The organism is Kitasatospora sp. NPDC127035 (assembly GCF_042726075.1).
Lineage (GTDB): Bacteria > Actinomycetota > Actinomycetes > Streptomycetales > Streptomycetaceae > Kitasatospora.
Window position 1 is genome coordinate 211,788 of sequence record NZ_JBHXDN010000004.1, and the last position, 18,748, is coordinate 230,535.

Sequence of the window (18,748 nt, forward strand, 5' to 3'; positions counted from 1 at the left end):
CGCCCGCACCCTACGCCGTGCCGCCCGGACTCGCCCGGAACTCCACGGAACACGCACGCCGAAGGCGCGTCCCGACCCCTCCTCAACGCCCGGACCCCGTGTGAGAATCACGCATGACCGCCACGACCGCCGTCACCGGAGCCCCCGACGACCTCGCCGCACGGGCCGCCGAGCTCGTGCGGGACGCCGTGCTCGGCGACCTCGCCCGCCGGGTGGTGGCCGACTGCGGCGCCGACGTCGGCCTGGTCGGCGTGCCGGAACCGGGTGCGCCCGGCCGGGGAGCCCGCGGGCGCGGTCCCGCGGGCATGGTGCTGCGGCACTGGGCCGGCACCAGGGCCGACCTGTTGCACGGCCTCGCCGTCCCCGCCGGGACCGGCCTCGGCGGCCGGGCGCTGGCCGAGCGCGCCCCCAGCTGGGTGCCCGACTACCGGGCCGCCACCACCATCTCGCACCACTACGACGCCGCCGTCATCGCCGAGGACCTGTACGCGATGCTCACCGTCCCGCTGCTGCACGGCGGTGCCGTGCACGGCGTGGTGTACGCGTCGCTGCGTGCGGTCGTCCCGTTCGGGGACGTCCGGATCGCCGCCGTCGGCAGGCTGGCCGAGGCGGCCACCAGGGCGCTGGCCGGGGCCGCCGCCTGGAGCGGCCCCCCGACCCGGAAGGCGACCGGGGCGGCGGCCCCCGCGACGCCGTTGACCCGGCGCGAGCACGAGGTGCTCCGCTGGGCGGCGACCGGCCGGACCAACCCGGAGATCGCCGCCCAGCTCGGCCTCACCTGCAACACGGTGACCGGCTACCTGAAGAGCGCCATGCACAAGCTGGGTGTCCGCAACCGCACCGAACTCGCCCTTGCGGCGCGCGAGTCGGGCCTCCTGGACGCGAGCTAGTTGACCTTCCGGTCCCGCCCCGCCCAGTACGGCTCGCGGAGCCGGAACTTCTGCAGCTTGCCGGTGGTCGTGCGCGGCAGCGTGTCCCGGATCTCCACCGAGGTGGGTGACTTGTACCCGGCCAGGCGCTCCTTGCAGTGCGCGATGAGCTCCGCCTCGTCGGCCTCGGCGCCCGGCTTGAGCACCACCAGCGCCTTGACCGTCTCGCCCCACCTGGCGTCCGGGACGCCGATCACCGCGGCCTCGCCCACCGCGGGGTGGTCGTAGAGGCAGTCCTCCACCTCGATCGAGGAGACGTTCTCCCCACCGCTGATGATCACGTCCTTCTTCCGGTCCGAGATGGTCAGGTAGCCGTCGACCAGGGTGCCGCCGTCGCCGGTGTGGAACCAGCCGTCCCGGATCGCCTCGGCGGTGGCCGCCGGCTGCTGCCAGTAGCCGTCCAGCACCACGTTGGAGCGGACCAGGACCTCGCCCTGGTCGTCCACCCGCACCTGGTTGCCGATCGCGGGCGAGCCCGCCTGCACCAGCCTCTCGGCCCGCTCGGCGGCGGGGAGGAGGTCCCACTCGGCGCGGGAGCGGTTCACCGTCACCACCGGCGAGGTCTCGGTCAGGCCGTAGATCTGCATGAACTCCCAGCCGAGTTCGGACTCGACCCGCTGCACCACCGAGGTCGGCGGCGGCGCCCCGGCCACGATGATCCGCACCCGGTCCCGGCCGGGGACCGGACCGTCCCAGTCCTCGGCCGCGTCCAGCACCATCTGCACCACCGCCGGCGCGCCGCAGAGGAAGGTCACCCCGTGCCGGTCGATCCGGCGCAGGATCTCGGCGCCGTCCACCTTCCGGAGCACCACGTGCTGCGCGCCCAGCCCGGTGAGGGAGAACGGCAGGCCCCAGCCGTTGGCGTGGAACATCGGCAGGGTGTGCAGGTAGACGTCCCGGTCGCCGGCCCCGAAGTGCAGTCCCATCAGGACGGCGTTCAGCCAGATGTTCCGGTGGGTGAGCTGAACGCCCTTGGGGCGGGCGGTGGTTCCGCTGGTGTAGTTGACGGTGGCGGTGTCGTTCTCGGAGATCGCGTACCGGCGCGGCGCGTTGTCGAAGTCGTACAGCAGGGCGTCGCTGTCCGCACCGATCACGAACTTGTGCTTGGCGACCACCCCGGCCAGCGGGTCGGCCAGTTCAGGGTCCACCAGCAGGACGGAGGCGCCGCTCTGCTCGACGATGTACGACACCTCCTCCGCCTTCAGGCGGAAGTTCACCGGCACCAGTACCCGGCCGTGGCCGCTCACGCCGTACATCGAGGTCAGCAGCCGGGCGGAGTTGTGCGACACGACGGCGACCCGCTCGCCCGGGCCGACCCCGATCCGGTCCAGTCCGGCGGCCTGTGCCCGGGCCAGCCGGGCGACCTGACGATATGTCAGATCGCCCCAGGATTCGGCCGGTTGGAGCGGCTCGTCGACGATGCCGACCCGGTCGCCGTAGACCAGCTCGGCCCGGTCGAGGAAGTCCATCACGGAGAGTGGAATCTGCATGCGCCCACTGTCCTCCGCGCGTCGCGCCCTGCACACCCCCGATCGGGGGTGTCACCCGTACGGGCGCCCGCGCCGAACCGCCGGCCCGTCCGGCCCCCGCGCCCGCCGCGTCGCCGCGTCGCCGTCCGGCATCAGGCCGGTGCGGCCGCCTCGTCGGCCGCGACCGCGGCCACTCCCTGCCCGGGAGACGCGCCCTGTGCGAGGGTTTCGGCCTCCGCGGCCGCGATCGCCGCGACCAGCCGGTCCCGGGCCTCGTGCTGCGCGGCGATGCGGCGTTCCAGCACGGCCAGCCGCTCCCGGGCGATCCGCAGCGCGCCGGCGGACGGCGGGCCGAACGCGTCGCGGTCCAGGCACCCCAGGAACGGCCGGACGTCCTCCAGGGTGAACCCGGCCTCCAGCAGGCCGCGGATGTTGCGGACCCGTACCGCGGCGCCCTCGCCGTACACCCGGTACCCGTTGGGAGCGCGCCCGGACGACAGCAGCCCGGCCTGCTCGTAGTGCCGCAGCGCCCGGGCCGTCGTGCCCGTCACCCGCGCCAGCTCCCCGATCCGCACCCGCCTGCCTCCGTAAGCTCCGCCCGGCGCCCGGTTCCATGCCCGGTTCCATACCCGGCCCCGTGCCCGCGCCCGGTCCCGCGTCCGATCCTGTCCGGACGCGCTATCCGACGACGGCGCCCCCGTCCACCGGCAAGACTACGCCGGTGACGAACGAGGCCTGTGGTGAGGCGAGTTGCACGACCGCCCAGGCCACCTCGGCCGGCTCCCCGAGCCGGCCCAGCGGGGTCCTCTCCACCTGCCACCGGCGAACGGCCGCCCGCCGCTCCGGGCCGAGCCCCGCGTGGTCGGCGATCGGCGTCTCGATCGCGCCGGGTGCCACCGCCACCACCCGGATGCCGCGCGGCGCCAGCTCCACCGCCCAGCTGCGGGTGATCGTGTCGATCGCGGCCTTGCCCGCCGCGTACACCGAGTTCGTCGGCCAACCCCGTTGGCCGACGGCGGTGCTGACGTTGACGATCACGCCCCGGCTCGCCGTCAGTGCGGCGAGGGCGGCCTGGCCGAGCAGGACGGGGGCGGTGAGGTTGGTGGCGAGGAGCGCGCCGACGCCCTCCGCGGTGTAGTCGCCGAGCGGGCCGGGCGGGGCGATGCCGGCGTTGTTGACCAGGACGTCCAGTCGCCCGAACCGCTCCAGCGTCTCCCGGACGATCGCCTCCGGCCCGTCCGGCGCCGTGATGTCCACCGCCAGCGGCACGATCCGGCCCGGTGCGCGGCTCGCCGTCTCCGCGAGCGGTTCGGCCCGCCGCCCGACCGCCACCACCCGGACCTCCGGCCCCTGCGCGGCGAACGCCCACGCCGTCTCCTGCCCGATCCCCGTCCCCGCCCCGGTGACCACGACCACCCGGGGGTCCTGCCGCACTGCCTCACGTGTCCGCGTCGTCTCGTTCATGGCGCAACCTTCCGACCCTGCCGCCTGCGTCAAGGTCAAGGGCGCCCGAACCGGAAGGTCGACATCCGGTTGCTGAGCCAGCGGCGAAAACACCCGGGAGGAGGAACGGCGCGCTCCGCACCCCTGCTAGGAAGGGTCACGACACACCGACCCACGGGGGAGTACCGCTGATGAGCGACCACCGCTCCGACAGCCTCGACCGTTCCGACAGCTTCTACGACGCGATCGGCGGCCTGGACGCCCTTCGCCGGCTGAGCAACACCTTCTACCGGGGCGTCCTCGCCGACCCGCTCCTCGCACCGGTCTTCGCGGACTTCACGCCCACCCACATCGAGCACGTCGCCGTCTGGCTGGCCGAGATCTTCGACGGTCCGGACCGCTTCACCACCGACCTCGGCGGTCACCAGTCCCTGCTCCGCTCCCACCTCGGCCTCGCCATCACCGAGGAACAGCGCACCCGCTGGGTGGAGCTCATGGCCGAGGCCGTCGGGAAGGAACTGCCCGACGACGAACTCCTCCGCCGCCGCGTCCTGGAGTACTTCGACTGGGGCACCAGGATCGCCAAGGACGTCTCCGCCTCCCCGGCCGGCACCGACCTCGGAGACCCGGGTCCCACCCCTCGGTGGGGCTGGGAGGGGCTCCGGTGACGACCGTGCTCGGCGGGCCGGCGGCCGACGGGCTCGTCCTGCGCCCCTTCCGGGCGGAGGACGCCCCGGCCCTGGTCGAGATCTACCGGGACGCGACGCTGCGGCACTTCACCCGGTTCCCGGTGACCGGCCTCGACGGGGCCGCCCGCTGGCTCGACGCGCAGGAACGCGGCTGGGCGGAGGGCACCCGGTACAGCTTCGCCGTCCTGGCGGGCGGGGGCGGCGCGGAGGATTCCGGCGGCCCCGGCGGTTCCGGAGGCCCCGGCGGTCCGGCCGGGACGCTGCTCGCCAACGTGGTGCTCAAGCGCGGCGAGCGCGGCAGCCCCGTCTCCGAGGTGGGCTACTGGACGGCCGCCGCCGCGCGCGGCCGGGGTGTGGCTCCGCGCGCGCTGGAGGCGCTCACCGGCTGGGCGTTCGAGGTGTTCGCGGCGGACGGCCTGGTCCGGTTGGACCTGCTGCACCAGGTGGACAACCCGGCGTCGTGCCGGGTGGCGGAGAAGACCGGCTACCGCTACCGGGCGCTCCTCCCGGCGTTCCCCCCGTTCCCGCTCGACGGCCACCTGCACAGCCGCCGGGCGCCCGGGTCGGCCTCCGATCCCACCGCTCCCGTCGCCGGTCCGGGGAGCGGCCCGGATTAAGTGCTGGACCGGGAGGAAGATCGAGGTCAGAGTGGCCCTCATGGCCTCTCTTGTGCGACATGTGACGATCGATTGTGCCGACGCCTACCGCCTCGCCCAGTTCTGGGCGCAGGTGCTGGACGGCAAGGTCGGCGACGACGACAACCCCGGTGACCCGGAGGCCCTGGTGGTCTCGTCGGGCGTCTCGCTGCTGTTCATCCAGGTGCCCGAGGGCAAGACGGTGAAGAACCGCATCCACCTCGACGTCCAGCCGCAGGACCGTACCCGGGACGAGGAGGTGGAGCGCGTGCTCGCGCTGGGCGCGACGCTGGTCGGCGACCACCGCACGCCCGACGGCAAGGGCTGGGCCACGCTCGCGGACATCGAGGGCAACGAGTTCTGCGTCGAGCGCAGCGCCGCCGAGCGGATCGCGACCGAGTCGGCCACCGCCACCGCCTGACCGTGACACGGCCCGGCCCACGGCCTGATTCCACGGTCTGATTCCACGGCCGCCCGCCGGATCTCACGAGATCCTGCGGGCGGCCGTCCGGCGTGCCGCGCCCGGCGCGGCCTCCGGCCTCCGGGGGCCCGGACCCGGTCTCCGGAGACCCGGGTCAGCCCACCTGGATCGAGCGCTTCGCCAGTCCGTTCCAGAACCCGTCGATGACCGTGCGCTGACTGCCCAGCTCGCCCTCGCCCGCGCCGAGCGTGACGAAGAGCGGCGCGAAGTGCTCGGTCCGCGGGTGGGCGAGCCGTCCGGCCGGGGCCTTCCGCTCGAAGTCGAGCAGTGCGTCGAGGTCCTGCGCCGCCAGGGCGCGCCGGCCCCAGTCGTCGAACTCGGCCATCACCGAGGTGACCCGGCCGTCCTGGCTGAGCGCCCGCAGGTTGTGGGTGAAGAAGCCGCTGCCGACGATCAGGACGCCCTCGTCGCGCAGGGGCGCGAGCCGGCGGCCGATCTCCAGCAGCCGCTGCGGGTCGAGGGTGGGCATCGAGACCTGGAGGACGGGGACGTCCGCCTCGGGGAACATCTCGACCAGCGGCACGTACGCGCCGTGGTCGAGGCCGCGGTCCGGGATGTCCTGCACGGGGGTGCCGGGGGCGCGCAGCAGCTTGCGCACGCGCTCGGCGAGCTCCGGTGCGCCGGGAGCGGCGTACCGGACCCGGTAGTAGTGCTCGGGGAAGCCCCAGAAGTCGTAGACCAGCGGTACGGGCAGGACGGCGCCGAGGGCGAGCGGGGCCTCCTCCCAGTGCGCGGAGACCATCAGGATCGCCTTGGGGCGCGGCAGGTCGGCCGACCAGGCGGCCAGCTGGCCGGGCCAGATCGGGTCGTCGGCGAGCGGCGGCGCGCCGTGCGACAGGTAGAGGGCGGGCATGCGCTCGGGGGCCGCGGTGCTCATGACGTCTCTTTCCTCTGCTCCTCGGGCGGGTGGTCGGGCGACCGGCTAGTAGTTCAAATTTGAACTCCGACACTTTAGACCGTACACCGTCGTTCGAATTTGAACAACAGGAGTACGATCCATTCATGCCCTCCACGTCGTCCGCACCCTCCGCGCCCCCCGCGCCCTCCACGCGCCCGCCGAGCGAAACCCGCTGGCTGGACGACGAGGAGATGGCAGCCTGGCGGGGCTTCGTGACCGCGAGCAACCTCCTCAACCGCCGCCTGGAACGCCAGCTCAAGGAGGACTCGGGGCTCTCCCACACCCAGTACGAGATCCTGGTCCACCTCTCCGCGGCGCCGGCCGGCTCGCTGCGGATGACCGAGTTGGCGGACAAGCTGGTCACCTCCAAGAGCGGACTGACCTACCAGGTCACCCAGCTGGAGCGGATGGGCCTGGTCGGACGCCGCTCCTGCCCCAGCGACGTGCGCGGGGTCTTCGCCGAACTCACGGAGGAGGGGCACGAGATGCTCCGCGAGGCCGCCCCCGGCCACGTCGCCCTGGTCCGGGAGCTGCTGATCGACGTCCTCAGCCGGGAGCAGCTCACCGTCCTGGCCCAGGGCCTCGGCCAGGTCAGCGCCCGGTTGCGGCTGGACGAGGCACTCTGAGGGCTCACCGCCCCGCCCGCCCCTCCGCTCCGGCTCCGCCGGAATCCGCTCCGCCGGATTCCGCTCCCGCTCCCGCTCCCGCTCCCGCTCCGCCGAACGTGCCCGTCGTCCCGGAGGTGTCCGCCCCGGTGGCCGCAGCCCTCGCCAACAGCAGCTCCCGCTCCCGTGCGTTGCGGGTCAGGCCCGCCGCGCGCGTGAACTCCGCCCGGGCCTCCGCGCCGCGCCCCAGGCGCGCCAGCAGGTCGCCCCGCACGCTCGGCAGCAGGTGGTACCCGGCCAGTGCCGGTTCCGCCATCAGCGCGTCCACCACCTCCAGTGCGGCGGCGGGGCCCTCGGCCATCGACACGGCCACCGCCCGGTTCAGTTCCACCACGGGGGACGGCGTGATCGCCATCAGCCGCGCGTAGAGGGCGGCGATGGTGGCCCAGTCGGTGTCCTCGTACCGCGCGGCCTGCGCGTGGCAGGCGGCGATCGCGGCCTGGACCGCGTACGGCCCGGTGCCGGCCCGGCGGAGGGCGGCGAAGCCGCGCCGGATCAGCAGCCGGTCCCAGCGGGCGCGGTTCTGGTCGGCCAGCAGGACCGGTCGCCCGTCCGGCCCGGTCCGGGCGGCCGTCCGGGAGGCCTGGAGCTCCAGCAGGGCCGCCAGGCCGTGCACCTCGGGCTCCTCGGGCATCAGCCCGGCGAGGACCCGGGCCAGCCGTAGCGCGTCCTCGCAGAGCCCGGGCCGGAGCAGGTCGTCCCCGGCGGTGGCCGCGTAGCCCTCGTTGAAGATCAGGTAGATGACCTCCAGGACGGAGGAGAGCCGCGCCGCCCGCTCCGCCCCGTACGGGACCTCGAACGGGACCCGGGCCTTCGCCAGGCCGCGCTTGGCGCGCACGATCCGCTGGGCGACGGTCGCCTCGGGGGCGAGGAAGGCCCGGGCGATCTCCGGGGTGGTCAGCCCGCCGAGCAGCCGCAGGGTCAGCGCGATCCGGGCCTCCGCCGACAGCACCGGGTGGCAGGCGGTGAAGATCAGCCTCAGCAGGTCGTCGTCGATGTCGTCCGGCCCGGCGGGCTCGGGCGGCGGGACGTCCTCCAGCGTGCGCCCGACCTCGGCGAGCTTGCGCGCGTAGGTCTCCCTGCGGCGGACGAGGTCGATCGCCCGGTGCTTGGCGGCGGCCGTGAGCCAGGCGCCCGGGCGCTCCGGGACCCCCGACTCCGGCCACTGCTCCAACGCGGCGACCAGCGCGTCCTGGGCCAGTTCCTCCGCGATGCCGACGTCGCGGACGATGCGGGCGGCACCGGCGATGATCCGCGCCGACTCGATCCGGAAGACCGTCTCGACCATCGCGGCGACGCCGGCCCCGCCGGCCGTACCCGCCCCGCCGGCCGTACCCGCCCCGCCGGCCGTACCCGCCCCGCCGGCCGGGCCGACCGCGTCCGCCGCTTCCGTCGGGTCGGTCGGGCCGGCCGCGCCGGCCCCGCTGCGCTCCGTCACGGTCACCCATCAGAGCAGCCGCACCGGACCGGGGCAAACGCGGCCACGACCCGTCCGATCGTCCGACGATCAGGCCTCCGGAGGCGTGGCGGCCTCGTCGATCTGCCGCAGTTCGGCACCCACCGTCCAGTTCACCGGGTGGGTCTCCAGGAACCGCCTGGTCCACTCCAGCGCCTCGGCCTTGTCCTTGCACTGGAGGAGTGCGTAGCCGCCCACCACCTCCTTGGTCTCGGTGAACGGCCCGTCGGTGTAGCTGAGCTTCCCGCCCTCCCAGAGGACCCGGGTGCCCTCCTCGGTCGGCAGCAGCCCGGCGGTGTCCAGCATCACCCCGGCCTTGGTGATCTCCGCGAACAGCGCCCCCATCCGCTCCTCGAACCCGGGGTCCGGCTCGGCCTGGCCGGGGCCGTCCTGCTCGTCGATGCGGATCAGTGTCATGAAGCGCGGCATGGTGGCTCACTCCTCGTCGATGCGGGCGGGGCGTCTCCCCGCCTCTCACCCCTGCGTCGAACGGGCAGCGGCCGGATCGACACCCACGCCGAGATTCTTCCGAGAGATGTCCGGCCCGGCCACCGGGCTCCGCCGCCTCCCGCACTCGTGATGCCGGGCCCGGTCCGGCGGGGTAGCGTCGCAGACAACACCTCTCCCGGCCCGCCGGCTGCTGCGCCGGACGCCGTCCCGTGGTGCCCGACGACGTCGTCGCGCCGTGTCGGTCCACGCCGCAGCACGTCCCCCGGTGGTGCCGAGCCCGTCTTTCCCCCGGGCCGCGTCCTCCAGGAGCTGATGTGAGCAACGACCCCGCCGAAGCCGCCGCGACGGGCGAAGCCGGCGAACCGCTCGAACCGGGCCCCATCGACTACGTCATCATCCAGTTCCCCGGCAGCCGGCTGACCGGCGAGGGGATGCCCCTGCTGGTCGACCTGGTCGACCGCGGCATCATCCGCATCCTCGACCTGACCTTCGTCAAGAAGGAGGAGGACGGGTCGCTGGTCGGCCTCGAACTCGCGGACGTCGACGGGGACGGCCGGCTCGACCTGACCGTGTTCGAAGGCGTCTCCTCCGGGCTGGTCGACGAGGAGGACGTCGCCGAGGCGGGCGCCCTCCTCGAACCGGGCGACTCCGCCGCCGTCCTCCTCTACGAGAACCTCTGGGCCGCTCCGCTGGCCGCCGCGCTGCGCCGGACGGGTGCCCGGATGATCGCGAGCGGCCGCGTGCCGCTCCAGGACCTCGTGGAGGCGCTGGACGCGCTCGAAGAACTCCGCTGACACACCGCCCGACGTACTGCACCACCTCCGTCCCCACGTCCGAAGGAGGAGACCATGCCCGGATTGCTCCGCGGGGTCGCCCGTACCGCGGTCGTCGCCGGTACGGCCACCGCCGTCTCCAACAGGGTGTCCCGCCGCCAGGCCGGCCGGTGGGCCCAGCAGGAGCCCGCCCCGGCTCCCGCTCCCGCGGCCCCACCGCCTGCGGCCCCGCCGGCCGCCGCGTCCTCCATGGAGGAGAAGCTCGACCAGCTCAAGGAACTCGCCACGCTCCGTGACCAGGGCGTCCTCACGGACGAGGAGTTCGCGGCGCAGAAGGCCCGCGTGCTCGGCAGCTGACGCCCCGGGCCCACCTGCGCGGCGGCGAGTCGCTCCTGGTGACGGCGGGTGGGTGCCACGCGGAAAACGGCTCGCCGAACGACCCCTTCCGTGGAAGCATGCGCTCTATGGGGACGATCCTGCACGGCACCCACGTCACGCTCCGCTCCGCAACGGCCGACGACATCCCGGCCCTCGTCGCCGTGCGCCGCACACCCGAGGTCTACGCCCGCTGGCGGGGTGGTGACGACCTCACCGACGCCGTCACCACCGACCTCGCCGAACCGGGCACCGAGACCCTGGTGATCGAGGCGGAGGGGCAGACGGTCGGAGCCGTCCAGTGGTACGCGGAGAACGACGACGAGTACCGCCACGCGGGCATGGACATCTACGTCGACCCGGTCTGCCACGGCCGGGGGTACGGAACGGACGCCGTCCGCACCCTGGCCCGTCACCTCGTCGACCACCACCACTACCACCGGCTGATCATCGACCCCGCGGCCGACAACGCGGCGGCGATCCGCTGCTACGAGAAGGTCGGATTCCGCCCGGTCGGGACGATGCGGCAGTACGAGCGCGGGCCCGACGGGACGTGGCACGACAATCTGCTGATGGACCTGCTGGCCGACGAGCTCGTCCAGTGACTGCCCGCCCCGCCCCGCCACGACCGAGCGCCGGCGCCGCCGCCGGGACGACGGCGGCCCCTCGCCGCGCCCGCCGCGGCGTTCCCGGCTCCCCTACTCCCCGCTGCGGAGCGGCTCGCCCGTCCGGTGGAGGTGGGCGAAGATCTCCCGGTAGGAGCGGAGCAGACCGGTCTCGTAGTACGGGATGTCCTTCTCCGCGCAGAACTCACGGGTGAGCTGGGCGGCGCGGGCCAGGGCGGGGGTCGGCATGCTGGGGAAGAGGTGGTGCTCGACCTGGTAGTTGAGGCCGCCCATGAGCGCGTCGATGGTGAACCCGCCGCGGACGTTGCGCGAGGTGAGCACCTGACGGCGGAGGAAGTCGAGCTTCATCTCGGGCGTCACCATCAGCATGCCCTTGTGGTTGGGGGCGAAGACGCACCCCAGGTAGATGCCGAGCAGCGCCTGGTGGACGGCGAGGAACGCGAACGCCTTGCCGGCCGGGAGAGCGGTGAAGACGAGTCCGAAGTACGCGGCGAAGTGCAGGACGAGCAGGGTGCCTTCGAGGTACGGGCGCTTCATGATCGGGCTGCGGAGCGCCCGGAAGCTGTTGAAGCTGAGGTTGAGGCCTTCGAGGGTGAGCAGCGGAACGAAGAGGAAGGCCTGCCGCCGGCCGATGAACCGGGCCACCCCGCGGGCCTTGCGGGCCTGCTGCTGGGACCACACCACGATCTCCGGGTTGACGTCCGGATCCCGCTCCTCGTGGTTCGGGTTGGCGTGGTGGCGGGTGTGCTTGTTCATCCACCAGCCGTAGCTCATGCCCATCAGCAGGTTGGCGGCGATGCGCCCGCCGAACTCGCTGTGGAGGCGCTGGTTGAACACCTGGCGGTGGGCGAGGTCGTGCGAGAGCAGTCCGAGCTGGGCGAAGACGACGGACATCACTGCCGCGAGGCCGAGCTGCAGCCAGGTGTCGCCCAGCGCGAAGAGCGCCCACCAGCTGCCGGCGAACGCGGCCAGCACCACGCCGATGCGCACCGTGTAGTAGACGGGACGTCGGTCGAGCAGCCCCTCGGCCGCTATTCGGCGGGTCAGCTGGGCGAAGTCACTGCCGCCGGACTCGGGCCGGGAGGCGTCCCGGTGGACGGCGGGGACTTCGGGCAAGGTCGCGGACTCAGCGCTCATGGCGAGAAGTCTGGTCGGTGGGGGGCCCCGGGAGAACCGGAGTAACCCCCCTCCTCAGGGGGGAGTTAACCCCCCTTCGGGCCCTGGGGTTGTCCTGCTCAAGTACCCTTCGTGAAGGGGGGACGTGGTGGGGGGTCCGTGGCGGTCGCCGTGGGCGGACGAACCGTGGACTGACTAGCCGGGAGCCGGGAGCCTACAGTGCCCGTGAGCAGTGCCCGGTGGCCGCCGTGGCCGCGTGCCGATCTCCTCACCTGGCTGCGGGACGGCCTGGTGGCCGCGCGGCGCGGCCTGGCCGTGGCCCTGCTCTCCCAGCTCGGCGCCGTGCCGCTGCTCGTGCTCTCTGTCGTGTCGCTGGGGCTGCTCCCGCTGGGGGTCGGCTTCATCACCCTGCCGATCGCGCTGTTCGCCGTGCGCGGCCTCGCCGACCTGCACCGGCGGTTCCTCGGCAGTTGGTGCGGCGTGGCCATACCCAGCCCCTACCGGCCACGCGAGGGCGACGAGTTCGAGCTGCTCGACGTGCCGAGCAGCGTGCGCTACTGCCGGCTGCTGCTCACCGACCGGTCGACCTGGCGGGACCTTCTCTGGCTGCTCGTCGACGTCCCGGTCGGCCTGCTCCTCGGCCTCCTGCCCTGCTGGCTGATGATCTACGGCATCCACGGCGTGGTCGCCACCCCGCTGTTCTGGCCGCTGATGGACCCCGGGTACGGGTACGGGCTGATCTGGCCCGTGGACAGCACCACGGCGGCGCTGCTCTCGTTCTTCCAGGGGACGGTCATCCTGCTCCTCGGGTTCTGGAGCGCGGAACGGCTCCTGCGTGCGCACAGCCGGATCACGCGCAGGCTGCTCTCCCCGACCGCCGAGGCGTACCTCTCGCGGCGGGTCGCGGAGCTGACCGAGACGCGGTCGGCGGCGGTGGACGCGCAGGCCGCCGAGCTGCGCCGGATCGAGCGGGACCTGCACGACGGCGCCCAGGCCCGGCTGGTGGCGATCGGGCTCAAGCTCGGTCTGGCGTCCCAGATGTTCCGCAAGGATCCGGACACCGCGTACCGGCTGCTGGCCGATGCCCGTGCGGCCAGCGCCCAGGCGCTCGCCGAGCTGCGGGACCTCGTCCGCGGCATCCACCCGCCGGTCCTCGCCGAGCGCGGTCTCGACGGTGCCGTCCGGGCGCTCGCCCTCGATCTGCCGATCCCGGTCCAGGTCGACATAGACCTGCCGGGGCGGCCGGAACCGCCCGTCGAGTCGGCCGGCTACTTCGCCGTCGCCGAGGTCCTCGCGAACGTGGCCAAGCACAGCGCCGCCGGCTCGGCCTGGATCCGGCTCGGGTACGCCGACGGCCGGCTCCGGCTGGTCGTCGGCGACGACGGCGGCGGGGGTGCGAAGGTCCGCGAGGGCGGTGGACTGGACGGTCTGCGTCGACGGCTCGCGCCCTTCGACGGGACCCTCGACCTGCACAGTCCGGTGGGTGGCCCCACCACGGTGACGATGGAGCTGCCATGCGTGTTGTGATCGCCGAGGACCTGGCGCTGCTGCGGGAGGGCATCACCCAGCTGCTGACGCTCAACGACTTCGAGGTGGTCGCGGCGGTGGACGACGGCCCGAGCCTGCTGACGGCGCTGCTGGAACACCGCCCGGACGTCGCGGTCGTCGACGTCCGGCTCCCGCCGACCTTCACCGACGAGGGGTTGCACGCGGTCACCCGGGCCCGGCGCGAACTCCCCGACCTTCCCGTGCTGGTGCTGTCGCAGCACGTCGAGCACCTCTACGCCCGGGAGCTGCTCACGGACCACCGGGGCGGCATCGGGTACCTGCTCAAGGACCGGGTCTTCGAGGTCAGCGAGTTCGTCGATGCGGTGCGGCGGGTGGCCGCGGGTGGGACCGCGATGGACACCTCGGTCATCTCCCAGTTGCTGCAACGGAACTCGACGAAGGACTCGATGCGGTCGCTCACCACCCGGGAGCGTGAGGTGCTCGCACTGATGGCCGAGGGGCGCAGCAACGCGGCGGTGGCCCGGGAGCTCTGCATCACGGAGAAGTCGGTGAGCAAGCACACCAACAACATCTTCGGAAAGCTGGGCCTCGCGCAGTCGGGCGACGACAACCGGCGGGTCCTCGCCGTCCTCGCCCACCTCAACTTCTGACCTCCGACCACCGCCGGAACCCCTCCGAGCTGCCCTTCCGAGCTGCCCTTTCGGGCTGACCCGGGGGGCCCGAGGGCAGGCCGGAGGGCCCGGTCGGCGTCGGCCGGTCCGGGGTTGACTGGCGCTACGGGGCTCCAACACCCTTCCACTAATTCATTAGTGGAAGGGTACTTTGCCCATGCTCCCGTTCCTCTCCCTCCTCCGGTCCCGCCTCCGCCGCCCCGGGTCGTCGGTGCGGTCGTCGGTGCGACTGTCTGCCCGGTCGTCGGCGCCGTGGCCGGCCTGGGCGCCGGCCTGGGCGCTGGCGGGCCTCTTCGCCGTCCTGTACGGCTGCGTCGCCGTCAACCGGCACCGGCGCATGCTCACCCAGGCGTACGACCTGGGGATCTTCGAGCAGGCGGTCCGCGCGTACGCCCACGGTGAGGCGCCGGTGGTCCTGCTCAAGGGGCCCGGCTACCACCTGCTCGGGGACCACTTCCACCCGGTGCTCGTCACGCTGGCCCCGTTCTACCGGGCGTTTCCCGGCGCGGTGACGCTGCTCGTCGCGCAGGCGGTGCTGATGGCGCTGGCGGTCGTGCCGCTCACCTGCTGGGCGTACGAGGTGGGCGGGCGGCGGGTCGCGCTGACCGTCGGGGTGCTGACGGGGGCGTCCTGGGGGATCGTCAACGCGGCCGCCGACGACTTCCACGAGATCGCGTTCGCCGTGCCGCTGCTCGCGTTCGCGGCGACGGCGCTCGGGCGCGGCCGGCCCGTGGCGGCGGCGCTCTGGGCCCTGCCGCTGGTCCTGGTGAAGGAGGACCTCGGGCTGACCGTCGCGGCCTTCGGGGTGCTGATCTTCCGGCGGGCACCGCGCGCGGGCGGCGGTCGGGCGCTGGGGTTCGGCGTGGCGCTCCTCGGGGTCGCCGCCACCGCACTGACCGTGCTGGTGGTGCTGCCGTCGTTCAACCCGGACGGCGGCTTCGACTACTGGCGCCAGCTCGGTTCCGGCGGCGCCACCACGGCGCCGTGGGCGCCGGTCGCCCGCCTCGGGTGGCCGCCGCTGAAGTGGCTGCTGCTGTTCCTGCTCGCCGCGACCGCGGGGTTCCTCGGGCTGCGCTCGCCGCTCGCGCTGCTCTGCGTGCCCACCCTCGCCTGGCGGCTGCTCGCCGACAACCCGCACTACTGGGGGGTGGGCTACCACTACAGCGCGGTGCTGATGCCGCTGGCGGTGGCGGCCCTGGTGGACGCCCTGGGCCGGGCCGGGCTGCCGGGCCGGGCGGATGCGACCGCCCCGGAGGGCGCCCGGGACGGGTCCGGCGCCCCGGGGGCGGCGGAGGTGCCGGGGCCGGTCGAGGCGCCGGGAGGTGCCGCGGACGCCGTGGAGCCCGGCCGGGTCCGCCGCGCCCGGCGGGCCCGGCGGGCCCTGGCGGTCGGTGCGCTGGTCGCCGCCGTGACGTTCCCCGCCTTCCCGCTGCACGAGGTGGTGATGCCCGAGGCCTGGCAGACGTCGCCCCGGCTCGCGCAGGCCCGGGCGATGCTCGCCCGGATACCCGACGGCGCCACCGTCGCCGCGTCCAACCGGCTCGCCGCGCAGCTGACCGGGCGGGCGACGGTCGCCCTGGTCTGCCGCGAGCCGGCGCCGGCGTCCGGTGCGTCGGCGCCCGGTGTGCCGGCGCCCACCGGGCCGCAGTGGGTGGCCGTCGACCTCACGGACCCGAGCGTGCAGGCGCCCTGTGCGGTCGAGGACACCAGGCGCATGCTCGGCCGCTACGAGCGGGAGGGCTACCGGCCCGTCGTGGACGGCGGCGGCCTGCTCCTGCTGAAGCGCCCGTAGCCTCCGGCGACCCCCCTGGTTCGACTTGACCGCGGTGGTGCGGTGCGCCACCATTCCACTATTGAACTAGTGAAAGGGCGATGCGAGTGTGATCGAGTACCGCATCGAGCGGCGCAGCGGCGTCTCCACGTACCAGCAGATCGTGCAGCAGACCAAGCAGGCGCTGCGGCTCGGGATGCTCCAGCCGGGGGACAAGCTGCCGACCGCGCGGGAGGTGGTCGAGCAGACCGCGATCAACCCCAACACGGTGCTCAAGGCCTACCGCGAGCTGGAACGCGAAGGGCTGGTCGAACCCCGACCGGGACTCGGCACCTTCGTCCGCCGCTCCCTCGCCCGACCGGAGGCGGCCGCCGACGGTCCGTTGCGCGCGGGACTGGTCGGGTGGGTCGACGAGGCCCGGGAGGCCGGGCTCGACCGGGAGGACATCGACGCCCTGATGGCCTCCGTACTGGAACAGCGCTTCGAGACCGGGGTCGCCCCGGCGGCGCCGAACAAGGAGGGCGGGGGGACCGCATGACATCCGAGGCCGACAGCCGACCGGCGGTCGAGGCCGTGGGGCTGGGCAAGCGCTACCGGGGGGACCGGTGGGCCCTGCGGGACTGCAGCTTCACCGTTCCGGCCGGCCGGATCTGCGGGGTGGTCGGCGCCAACGGGGCCGGAAAGAGCACCCTGTTGACGCTGGCCGCCCGTCTGATCAAGCCCACCGCCGGGGAACTGCGGGTCCTCGGCGAGCCGTCGGGCACCCCCGAGCTGCGGACCCGGGTCGCCTACGTGACCCAGGAGAAGCCGCTCTACCCCTCCTTCACGGTGGCCGACACCCTCCGTCTCGGCCGCGAGCTGAACCCGCGCTGGGACGAGGACGTGGCGCAGAAGGTCGTGAACCTGGGGGAGTTGGACCACCGGGCGAAGATCGGTTCGCTCTCGGGCGGCCAGCGGACCCGGGTCGCGCTCGCCGTCGCCCTCGGCAAGCGCGCCGACCTGCTCCTGCTGGACGAGCCGATGGCCGACCTCGACCCGCTCGCCCGGCACGAACTGATGGGCGCCCTGATGGCGGAGGCTGCCGACCGCGGCACCACGATCCTGATCTCCTCCCACATCCTGCCCGAACTCGACGGCGTCATCGACCACTTGCTCCTGATGCAGTCCGGGCGCATCCGGCTCGCCGGCGACCTGGAGGAGATCCTCGACGGCCACCAGCTGCTCACCGGTGCGGCCGGGGCCGCCCAACTCCCCGACGACCTGGCCGTGGAGAAGCGCGTCCGGGGGCGTCAGGTCACCGCGCTGATCCGCACCGGGGAGGCGGTGGCGGGCCCGTGGGAGGCGACCCGGCCGAGCCTGGAGGAACTGCTGCTGGCCTACCTCCGCACCCCGATCGCCGACCGCCCCGGCACCACCACGCGTACCGCCGGCTCCGCAGAGCCCGACCGAGAGGCCGCCGCATGAGCACCAGCCTGTTGAACGGCCGGGCCGCCCAGGGGTCCGCCGACGGCCCGGCGGGCCCGACCCGTCCCGCGCGCCGACCGACCGGGCTCTTGTGGCTGGCCCTCCGGCAGAGCCGGTCCGCGATCCGGGTCACCGCCGCCCTGCTCGTCCTCGCCACCGTCGTGCTGCTCGCCATCCACTTCGTCGTCCAGGACCGGGCCGGGGTCATGGAGCAGAGGGGCTGCCTGGACTCGTCCTTCTGGGGGGAACAGCAGTGCTGGCCCCTGATCCAGCGGATCGACCTCGCGGCCCGGGCGTTCACCGATCTGGTCCAGCCCGCCGTCTTCGCGCTTCCCGTCGTGCTGGGCATGTTCCTCGGGGGGCCGCTGCTCGCCCAGGAGTACGAGCGCGGCACGATCCGCCTGGTGCTGGCGCAGTCCGCCGCTCCGCGTCGCTGGCTCGCGGCCCGGCTCGCCGTCGCCGGGCTGGTCGTCCTGCCGGCCGTCGGGGTGTTGTCCCTGCTGACCACCTGGGTGTGGTGGACCGACGTCATCCACGGTCCGGCCGGCTTCGACCCGCCGTTCCAGACCTCCACCTACCCCGCGCTCGGCCTGGCCCCGTTCGCCTGGTCGCTGTTCGGCCTGGCGCTGGGGGTGCTGGTCGGGGAACTGGTGCGCCGGACGGTCACCGCCGTGCTGGTGAGCGGGGTGCTGATGGTGATCGCGAGCGTCGTGATGCGGCTGGTCCGGCCGTACCTCTGGCCGGTGGTCGACGCCGTGGTGCCGTACGACGAGTCCATGGGCGGCTTCATGCAGCCCACCAACGCCTGGCTGGTCGAGCGGGGCATCATCCTGCCGGACGGCACGAGGGCCCCGGACGGGTACTGCGTGGCGAGCTACGAGTGCGACGAAGCGGTCGGCGCCTGGGGGCACTACCACCCTGTCTCGCACTTCGTCCCGATCCAGCTCGTCGAGACGGGCATCCTGGTCGTGCTCGCCGTCATCGCCCTCGCGGTGGTGTTCCGGCGGATCGCCAGGGCCTCGGGCTGAGGTCCGGGCGACCGTCGGCCGTTCGGGCGCGATCCGCAAGTACGTCGTCTCGGACACCTCGGGCACCTCGGACGATTCCGGGCCGGTCCGGGCGCAATCCGGGCCGGCGCCGCCCGCTCCGGCGGTGTCGCGTCGTCACCGGGCCTTCCGGCCCGGTGCGTCGGCGAGGGCGGTGACCTGCCCCGCCGGGGGCGGCCCGTCCCCGGCGCGGGCCCCTGCCGGACGACGACCCGGTCGACGAACTCCGGCGGGAGCCGGGCCCCGACGTGCGTGTGCCCGCACCGGACACCGGTGCGGGCA

General features: G+C 73.8%; 21 protein-coding genes. 14 read left to right on the forward strand and 7 right to left on the reverse strand.

Going from position 1 to position 18,748, the window contains the following annotated elements:
- The first annotated feature begins 113 nt into the window (after positions 1–113).
- Positions 114–890 carry a LuxR C-terminal-related transcriptional regulator gene (locus tag ACFWIC_RS04045; RefSeq protein WP_329948293.1) on the forward strand — a complete coding sequence of 259 codons (777 nt, stop codon included), beginning with the start codon at positions 114–116 and terminating at the stop codon, positions 888–890.
- On the opposite strand, the gene ACFWIC_RS04050 is transcribed toward ACFWIC_RS04045, so the two are convergent.
- The 3 genes from ACFWIC_RS04050 to ACFWIC_RS04060 all read right to left on the reverse strand — a co-directional run bounded on the left by ACFWIC_RS04050 (position 887) and on the right by ACFWIC_RS04060 (position 3,862).
- Positions 887–2,419: an AMP-binding protein gene (locus ACFWIC_RS04050; protein WP_380515603.1), complete on the reverse strand. Its 1,533-nt coding sequence runs from the start codon at positions 2,417–2,419 to the stop codon at positions 887–889. The genes ACFWIC_RS04045 and ACFWIC_RS04050 overlap by 4 nt on opposite strands.
- Positions 2,420–2,550: 131 nt before the next feature.
- On the reverse strand, positions 2,551–2,973 hold the full coding sequence (locus ACFWIC_RS04055) for a MerR family transcriptional regulator (protein ID WP_380360850.1): 423 nt from the start codon (positions 2,971–2,973) through the stop codon (positions 2,551–2,553).
- A gap of 103 nt (positions 2,974–3,076) precedes the next feature.
- Entirely contained in the window at positions 3,077–3,862 is a 786-nt protein-coding gene (locus ACFWIC_RS04060) for an SDR family oxidoreductase (protein WP_355401877.1), read from the reverse strand.
- 170 nt (positions 3,863–4,032) lie between these two features.
- On the opposite strand from ACFWIC_RS04060, the gene ACFWIC_RS04065 reads away from it, so the two are divergent.
- Genes ACFWIC_RS04065 through ACFWIC_RS04075 form a run of 3 tightly spaced genes read left to right on the forward strand, consistent with a single transcriptional unit; the run spans position 4,033 to position 5,586 of the window.
- Positions 4,033–4,509, forward strand: coding sequence for a group II truncated hemoglobin (locus tag ACFWIC_RS04065; protein WP_329879327.1), 477 nt, complete (start codon positions 4,033–4,035; stop codon positions 4,507–4,509).
- Positions 4,506–5,147: a GNAT family N-acetyltransferase gene (locus ACFWIC_RS04070; protein WP_380515607.1), complete on the forward strand. Its 642-nt coding sequence runs from the start codon at positions 4,506–4,508 to the stop codon at positions 5,145–5,147. The genes ACFWIC_RS04065 and ACFWIC_RS04070 overlap by 4 nt, the downstream gene beginning before the upstream one ends.
- A 40-nt stretch (positions 5,148–5,187) precedes the next feature.
- On the forward strand, positions 5,188–5,586 hold the full coding sequence (locus tag ACFWIC_RS04075) for a VOC family protein (protein WP_329948288.1): 399 nt from the start codon (positions 5,188–5,190) through the stop codon (positions 5,584–5,586).
- A 154-nt stretch (positions 5,587–5,740) separates the two neighbouring features.
- On the opposite strand, the gene ACFWIC_RS04080 is transcribed toward ACFWIC_RS04075, so the two are convergent.
- The gene (locus tag ACFWIC_RS04080) at positions 5,741–6,523 is read right to left on the reverse strand and encodes a class III extradiol ring-cleavage dioxygenase (RefSeq protein ID WP_329879324.1); all 783 of its coding nucleotides are present in this window, start codon (positions 6,521–6,523) and stop codon (positions 5,741–5,743) included.
- A 125-nt stretch (positions 6,524–6,648) separates the two neighbouring features.
- Between ACFWIC_RS04080 and ACFWIC_RS04085 the strand changes: the two genes are divergently transcribed.
- The gene (locus ACFWIC_RS04085; RefSeq protein WP_329879323.1) at positions 6,649–7,170 is read left to right on the forward strand and encodes a MarR family transcriptional regulator; all 522 of its coding nucleotides are present in this window, start codon (positions 6,649–6,651) and stop codon (positions 7,168–7,170) included.
- 4 nt (positions 7,171–7,174) lie between these two features.
- Here the strand turns inward: ACFWIC_RS04085 and ACFWIC_RS04090 are convergent, their stop codons facing one another.
- Both ACFWIC_RS04090 and ACFWIC_RS04095 read right to left on the reverse strand, forming a co-directional pair.
- Positions 7,175–8,497 (reverse strand): RNA polymerase sigma factor, encoded by a 1,323-nt coding sequence (locus tag ACFWIC_RS04090; RefSeq protein ID WP_380515629.1) that lies wholly within the window; start codon positions 8,495–8,497, stop codon positions 7,175–7,177.
- Positions 8,498–8,716: 219 nt separating this feature from the next.
- Positions 8,717–9,094: a YciI family protein gene (locus tag ACFWIC_RS04095; RefSeq protein WP_329879322.1), complete on the reverse strand. Its 378-nt coding sequence runs from the start codon at positions 9,092–9,094 to the stop codon at positions 8,717–8,719.
- A gap of 335 nt (positions 9,095–9,429) precedes the next feature.
- Between ACFWIC_RS04095 and ACFWIC_RS04100 the strand changes: the two genes are divergently transcribed.
- The 3 genes from ACFWIC_RS04100 (at position 9,430) to ACFWIC_RS04110 (ending at position 10,868) form a co-directional block, all read left to right on the forward strand.
- Entirely contained in the window at positions 9,430–9,909 is a 480-nt protein-coding gene (locus ACFWIC_RS04100) for a DUF6325 family protein (RefSeq protein WP_380515612.1), read from the forward strand.
- 54 nt (positions 9,910–9,963) lie between these two features.
- On the forward strand, positions 9,964–10,245 hold the full coding sequence (locus ACFWIC_RS04105) for an SHOCT domain-containing protein (RefSeq protein WP_329948286.1): 282 nt from the start codon (positions 9,964–9,966) through the stop codon (positions 10,243–10,245).
- Positions 10,246–10,352: 107 nt separating this feature from the next.
- Positions 10,353–10,868 carry a GNAT family protein gene (locus ACFWIC_RS04110; protein WP_329879319.1) on the forward strand — a complete coding sequence of 172 codons (516 nt, stop codon included), beginning with the start codon at positions 10,353–10,355 and terminating at the stop codon, positions 10,866–10,868.
- A gap of 93 nt (positions 10,869–10,961) precedes the next feature.
- On the opposite strand, the gene ACFWIC_RS04115 is transcribed toward ACFWIC_RS04110, so the two are convergent.
- Complete coding sequence (locus tag ACFWIC_RS04115; protein WP_329879318.1) at positions 10,962–12,026, reverse strand: acyl-CoA desaturase; 1,065 nt, start codon at positions 12,024–12,026, stop codon at positions 10,962–10,964.
- Positions 12,027–12,230: 204 nt separating this feature from the next.
- On the opposite strand from ACFWIC_RS04115, the gene ACFWIC_RS04120 reads away from it, so the two are divergent.
- The 6 genes from ACFWIC_RS04120 to ACFWIC_RS04145 all read left to right on the forward strand — a co-directional run bounded on the left by ACFWIC_RS04120 (position 12,231) and on the right by ACFWIC_RS04145 (position 18,448).
- Complete coding sequence (locus tag ACFWIC_RS04120) at positions 12,231–13,532, forward strand: sensor domain-containing protein (RefSeq protein WP_329879317.1); 1,302 nt, start codon at positions 12,231–12,233, stop codon at positions 13,530–13,532.
- A complete protein-coding gene (locus ACFWIC_RS04125; protein ID WP_329879316.1) occupies positions 13,520–14,164 on the forward strand; it encodes a response regulator transcription factor in 645 nt (214 codons plus the stop codon). The genes ACFWIC_RS04120 and ACFWIC_RS04125 overlap by 13 nt, the downstream gene beginning before the upstream one ends.
- A 244-nt stretch (positions 14,165–14,408) precedes the next feature.
- Positions 14,409–15,977 carry a DUF2079 domain-containing protein gene (locus ACFWIC_RS04130; RefSeq protein WP_380515618.1) on the forward strand — a complete coding sequence of 523 codons (1,569 nt, stop codon included), beginning with the start codon at positions 14,409–14,411 and terminating at the stop codon, positions 15,975–15,977.
- An 88-nt stretch (positions 15,978–16,065) separates the two neighbouring features.
- Positions 16,066–16,494 (forward strand): GntR family transcriptional regulator, encoded by a 429-nt coding sequence (locus ACFWIC_RS04135; protein WP_329879314.1) that lies wholly within the window; start codon positions 16,066–16,068, stop codon positions 16,492–16,494.
- A complete protein-coding gene (locus ACFWIC_RS04140) occupies positions 16,491–17,420 on the forward strand; it encodes an ABC transporter ATP-binding protein (RefSeq protein ID WP_329948283.1) in 930 nt (309 codons plus the stop codon). The genes ACFWIC_RS04135 and ACFWIC_RS04140 overlap by 4 nt, the downstream gene beginning before the upstream one ends.
- On the forward strand, positions 17,417–18,448 hold the full coding sequence (locus ACFWIC_RS04145) for an ABC transporter permease (protein ID WP_380515622.1): 1,032 nt from the start codon (positions 17,417–17,419) through the stop codon (positions 18,446–18,448). Before ACFWIC_RS04140 ends, ACFWIC_RS04145 begins: the two co-directional genes overlap by 4 nt.
- Positions 18,449–18,748: the final 300 nt, after the last annotated feature.

Coding starts and splice junctions, on each gene's coding strand:
- ACFWIC_RS04115 (WP_329879318.1), bottom strand. CDS start 12,026: ATGAGCGCTGAGTCCGCGACCTTGCCCGAAGTCCCCGCCGTCCACCGG.
- ACFWIC_RS04090 (WP_380515629.1), bottom strand. CDS start 8,497: ATGGTCGAGACGGTCTTCCGGATCGAGTCGGCGCGGATCATCGCCGGT.
- ACFWIC_RS04105 (WP_329948286.1), top strand. CDS start 9,964: ATGCCCGGATTGCTCCGCGGGGTCGCCCGTACCGCGGTCGTCGCCGGT.
- ACFWIC_RS04065 (WP_329879327.1), top strand. CDS start 4,033: ATGAGCGACCACCGCTCCGACAGCCTCGACCGTTCCGACAGCTTCTAC.
- ACFWIC_RS04110 (WP_329879319.1), top strand. CDS start 10,353: ATGGGGACGATCCTGCACGGCACCCACGTCACGCTCCGCTCCGCAACG.
- ACFWIC_RS04140 (WP_329948283.1), top strand. CDS start 16,491: ATGACATCCGAGGCCGACAGCCGACCGGCGGTCGAGGCCGTGGGGCTG.
- ACFWIC_RS04095 (WP_329879322.1), bottom strand. CDS start 9,094: ATGCCGCGCTTCATGACACTGATCCGCATCGACGAGCAGGACGGCCCC.
- ACFWIC_RS04045 (WP_329948293.1), top strand. CDS start 114: ATGACCGCCACGACCGCCGTCACCGGAGCCCCCGACGACCTCGCCGCA.
- ACFWIC_RS04085 (WP_329879323.1), top strand. CDS start 6,649: ATGCCCTCCACGTCGTCCGCACCCTCCGCGCCCCCCGCGCCCTCCACG.
- ACFWIC_RS04125 (WP_329879316.1), top strand. CDS start 13,520: ATGCGTGTTGTGATCGCCGAGGACCTGGCGCTGCTGCGGGAGGGCATC.
- ACFWIC_RS04060 (WP_355401877.1), bottom strand. CDS start 3,862: ATGAACGAGACGACGCGGACACGTGAGGCAGTGCGGCAGGACCCCCGG.
- ACFWIC_RS04050 (WP_380515603.1), bottom strand. CDS start 2,419: ATGCAGATTCCACTCTCCGTGATGGACTTCCTCGACCGGGCCGAGCTG.
- ACFWIC_RS04080 (WP_329879324.1), bottom strand. CDS start 6,523: ATGAGCACCGCGGCCCCCGAGCGCATGCCCGCCCTCTACCTGTCGCAC.
- ACFWIC_RS04075 (WP_329948288.1), top strand. CDS start 5,188: ATGGCCTCTCTTGTGCGACATGTGACGATCGATTGTGCCGACGCCTAC.
- ACFWIC_RS04145 (WP_380515622.1), top strand. CDS start 17,417: ATGAGCACCAGCCTGTTGAACGGCCGGGCCGCCCAGGGGTCCGCCGAC.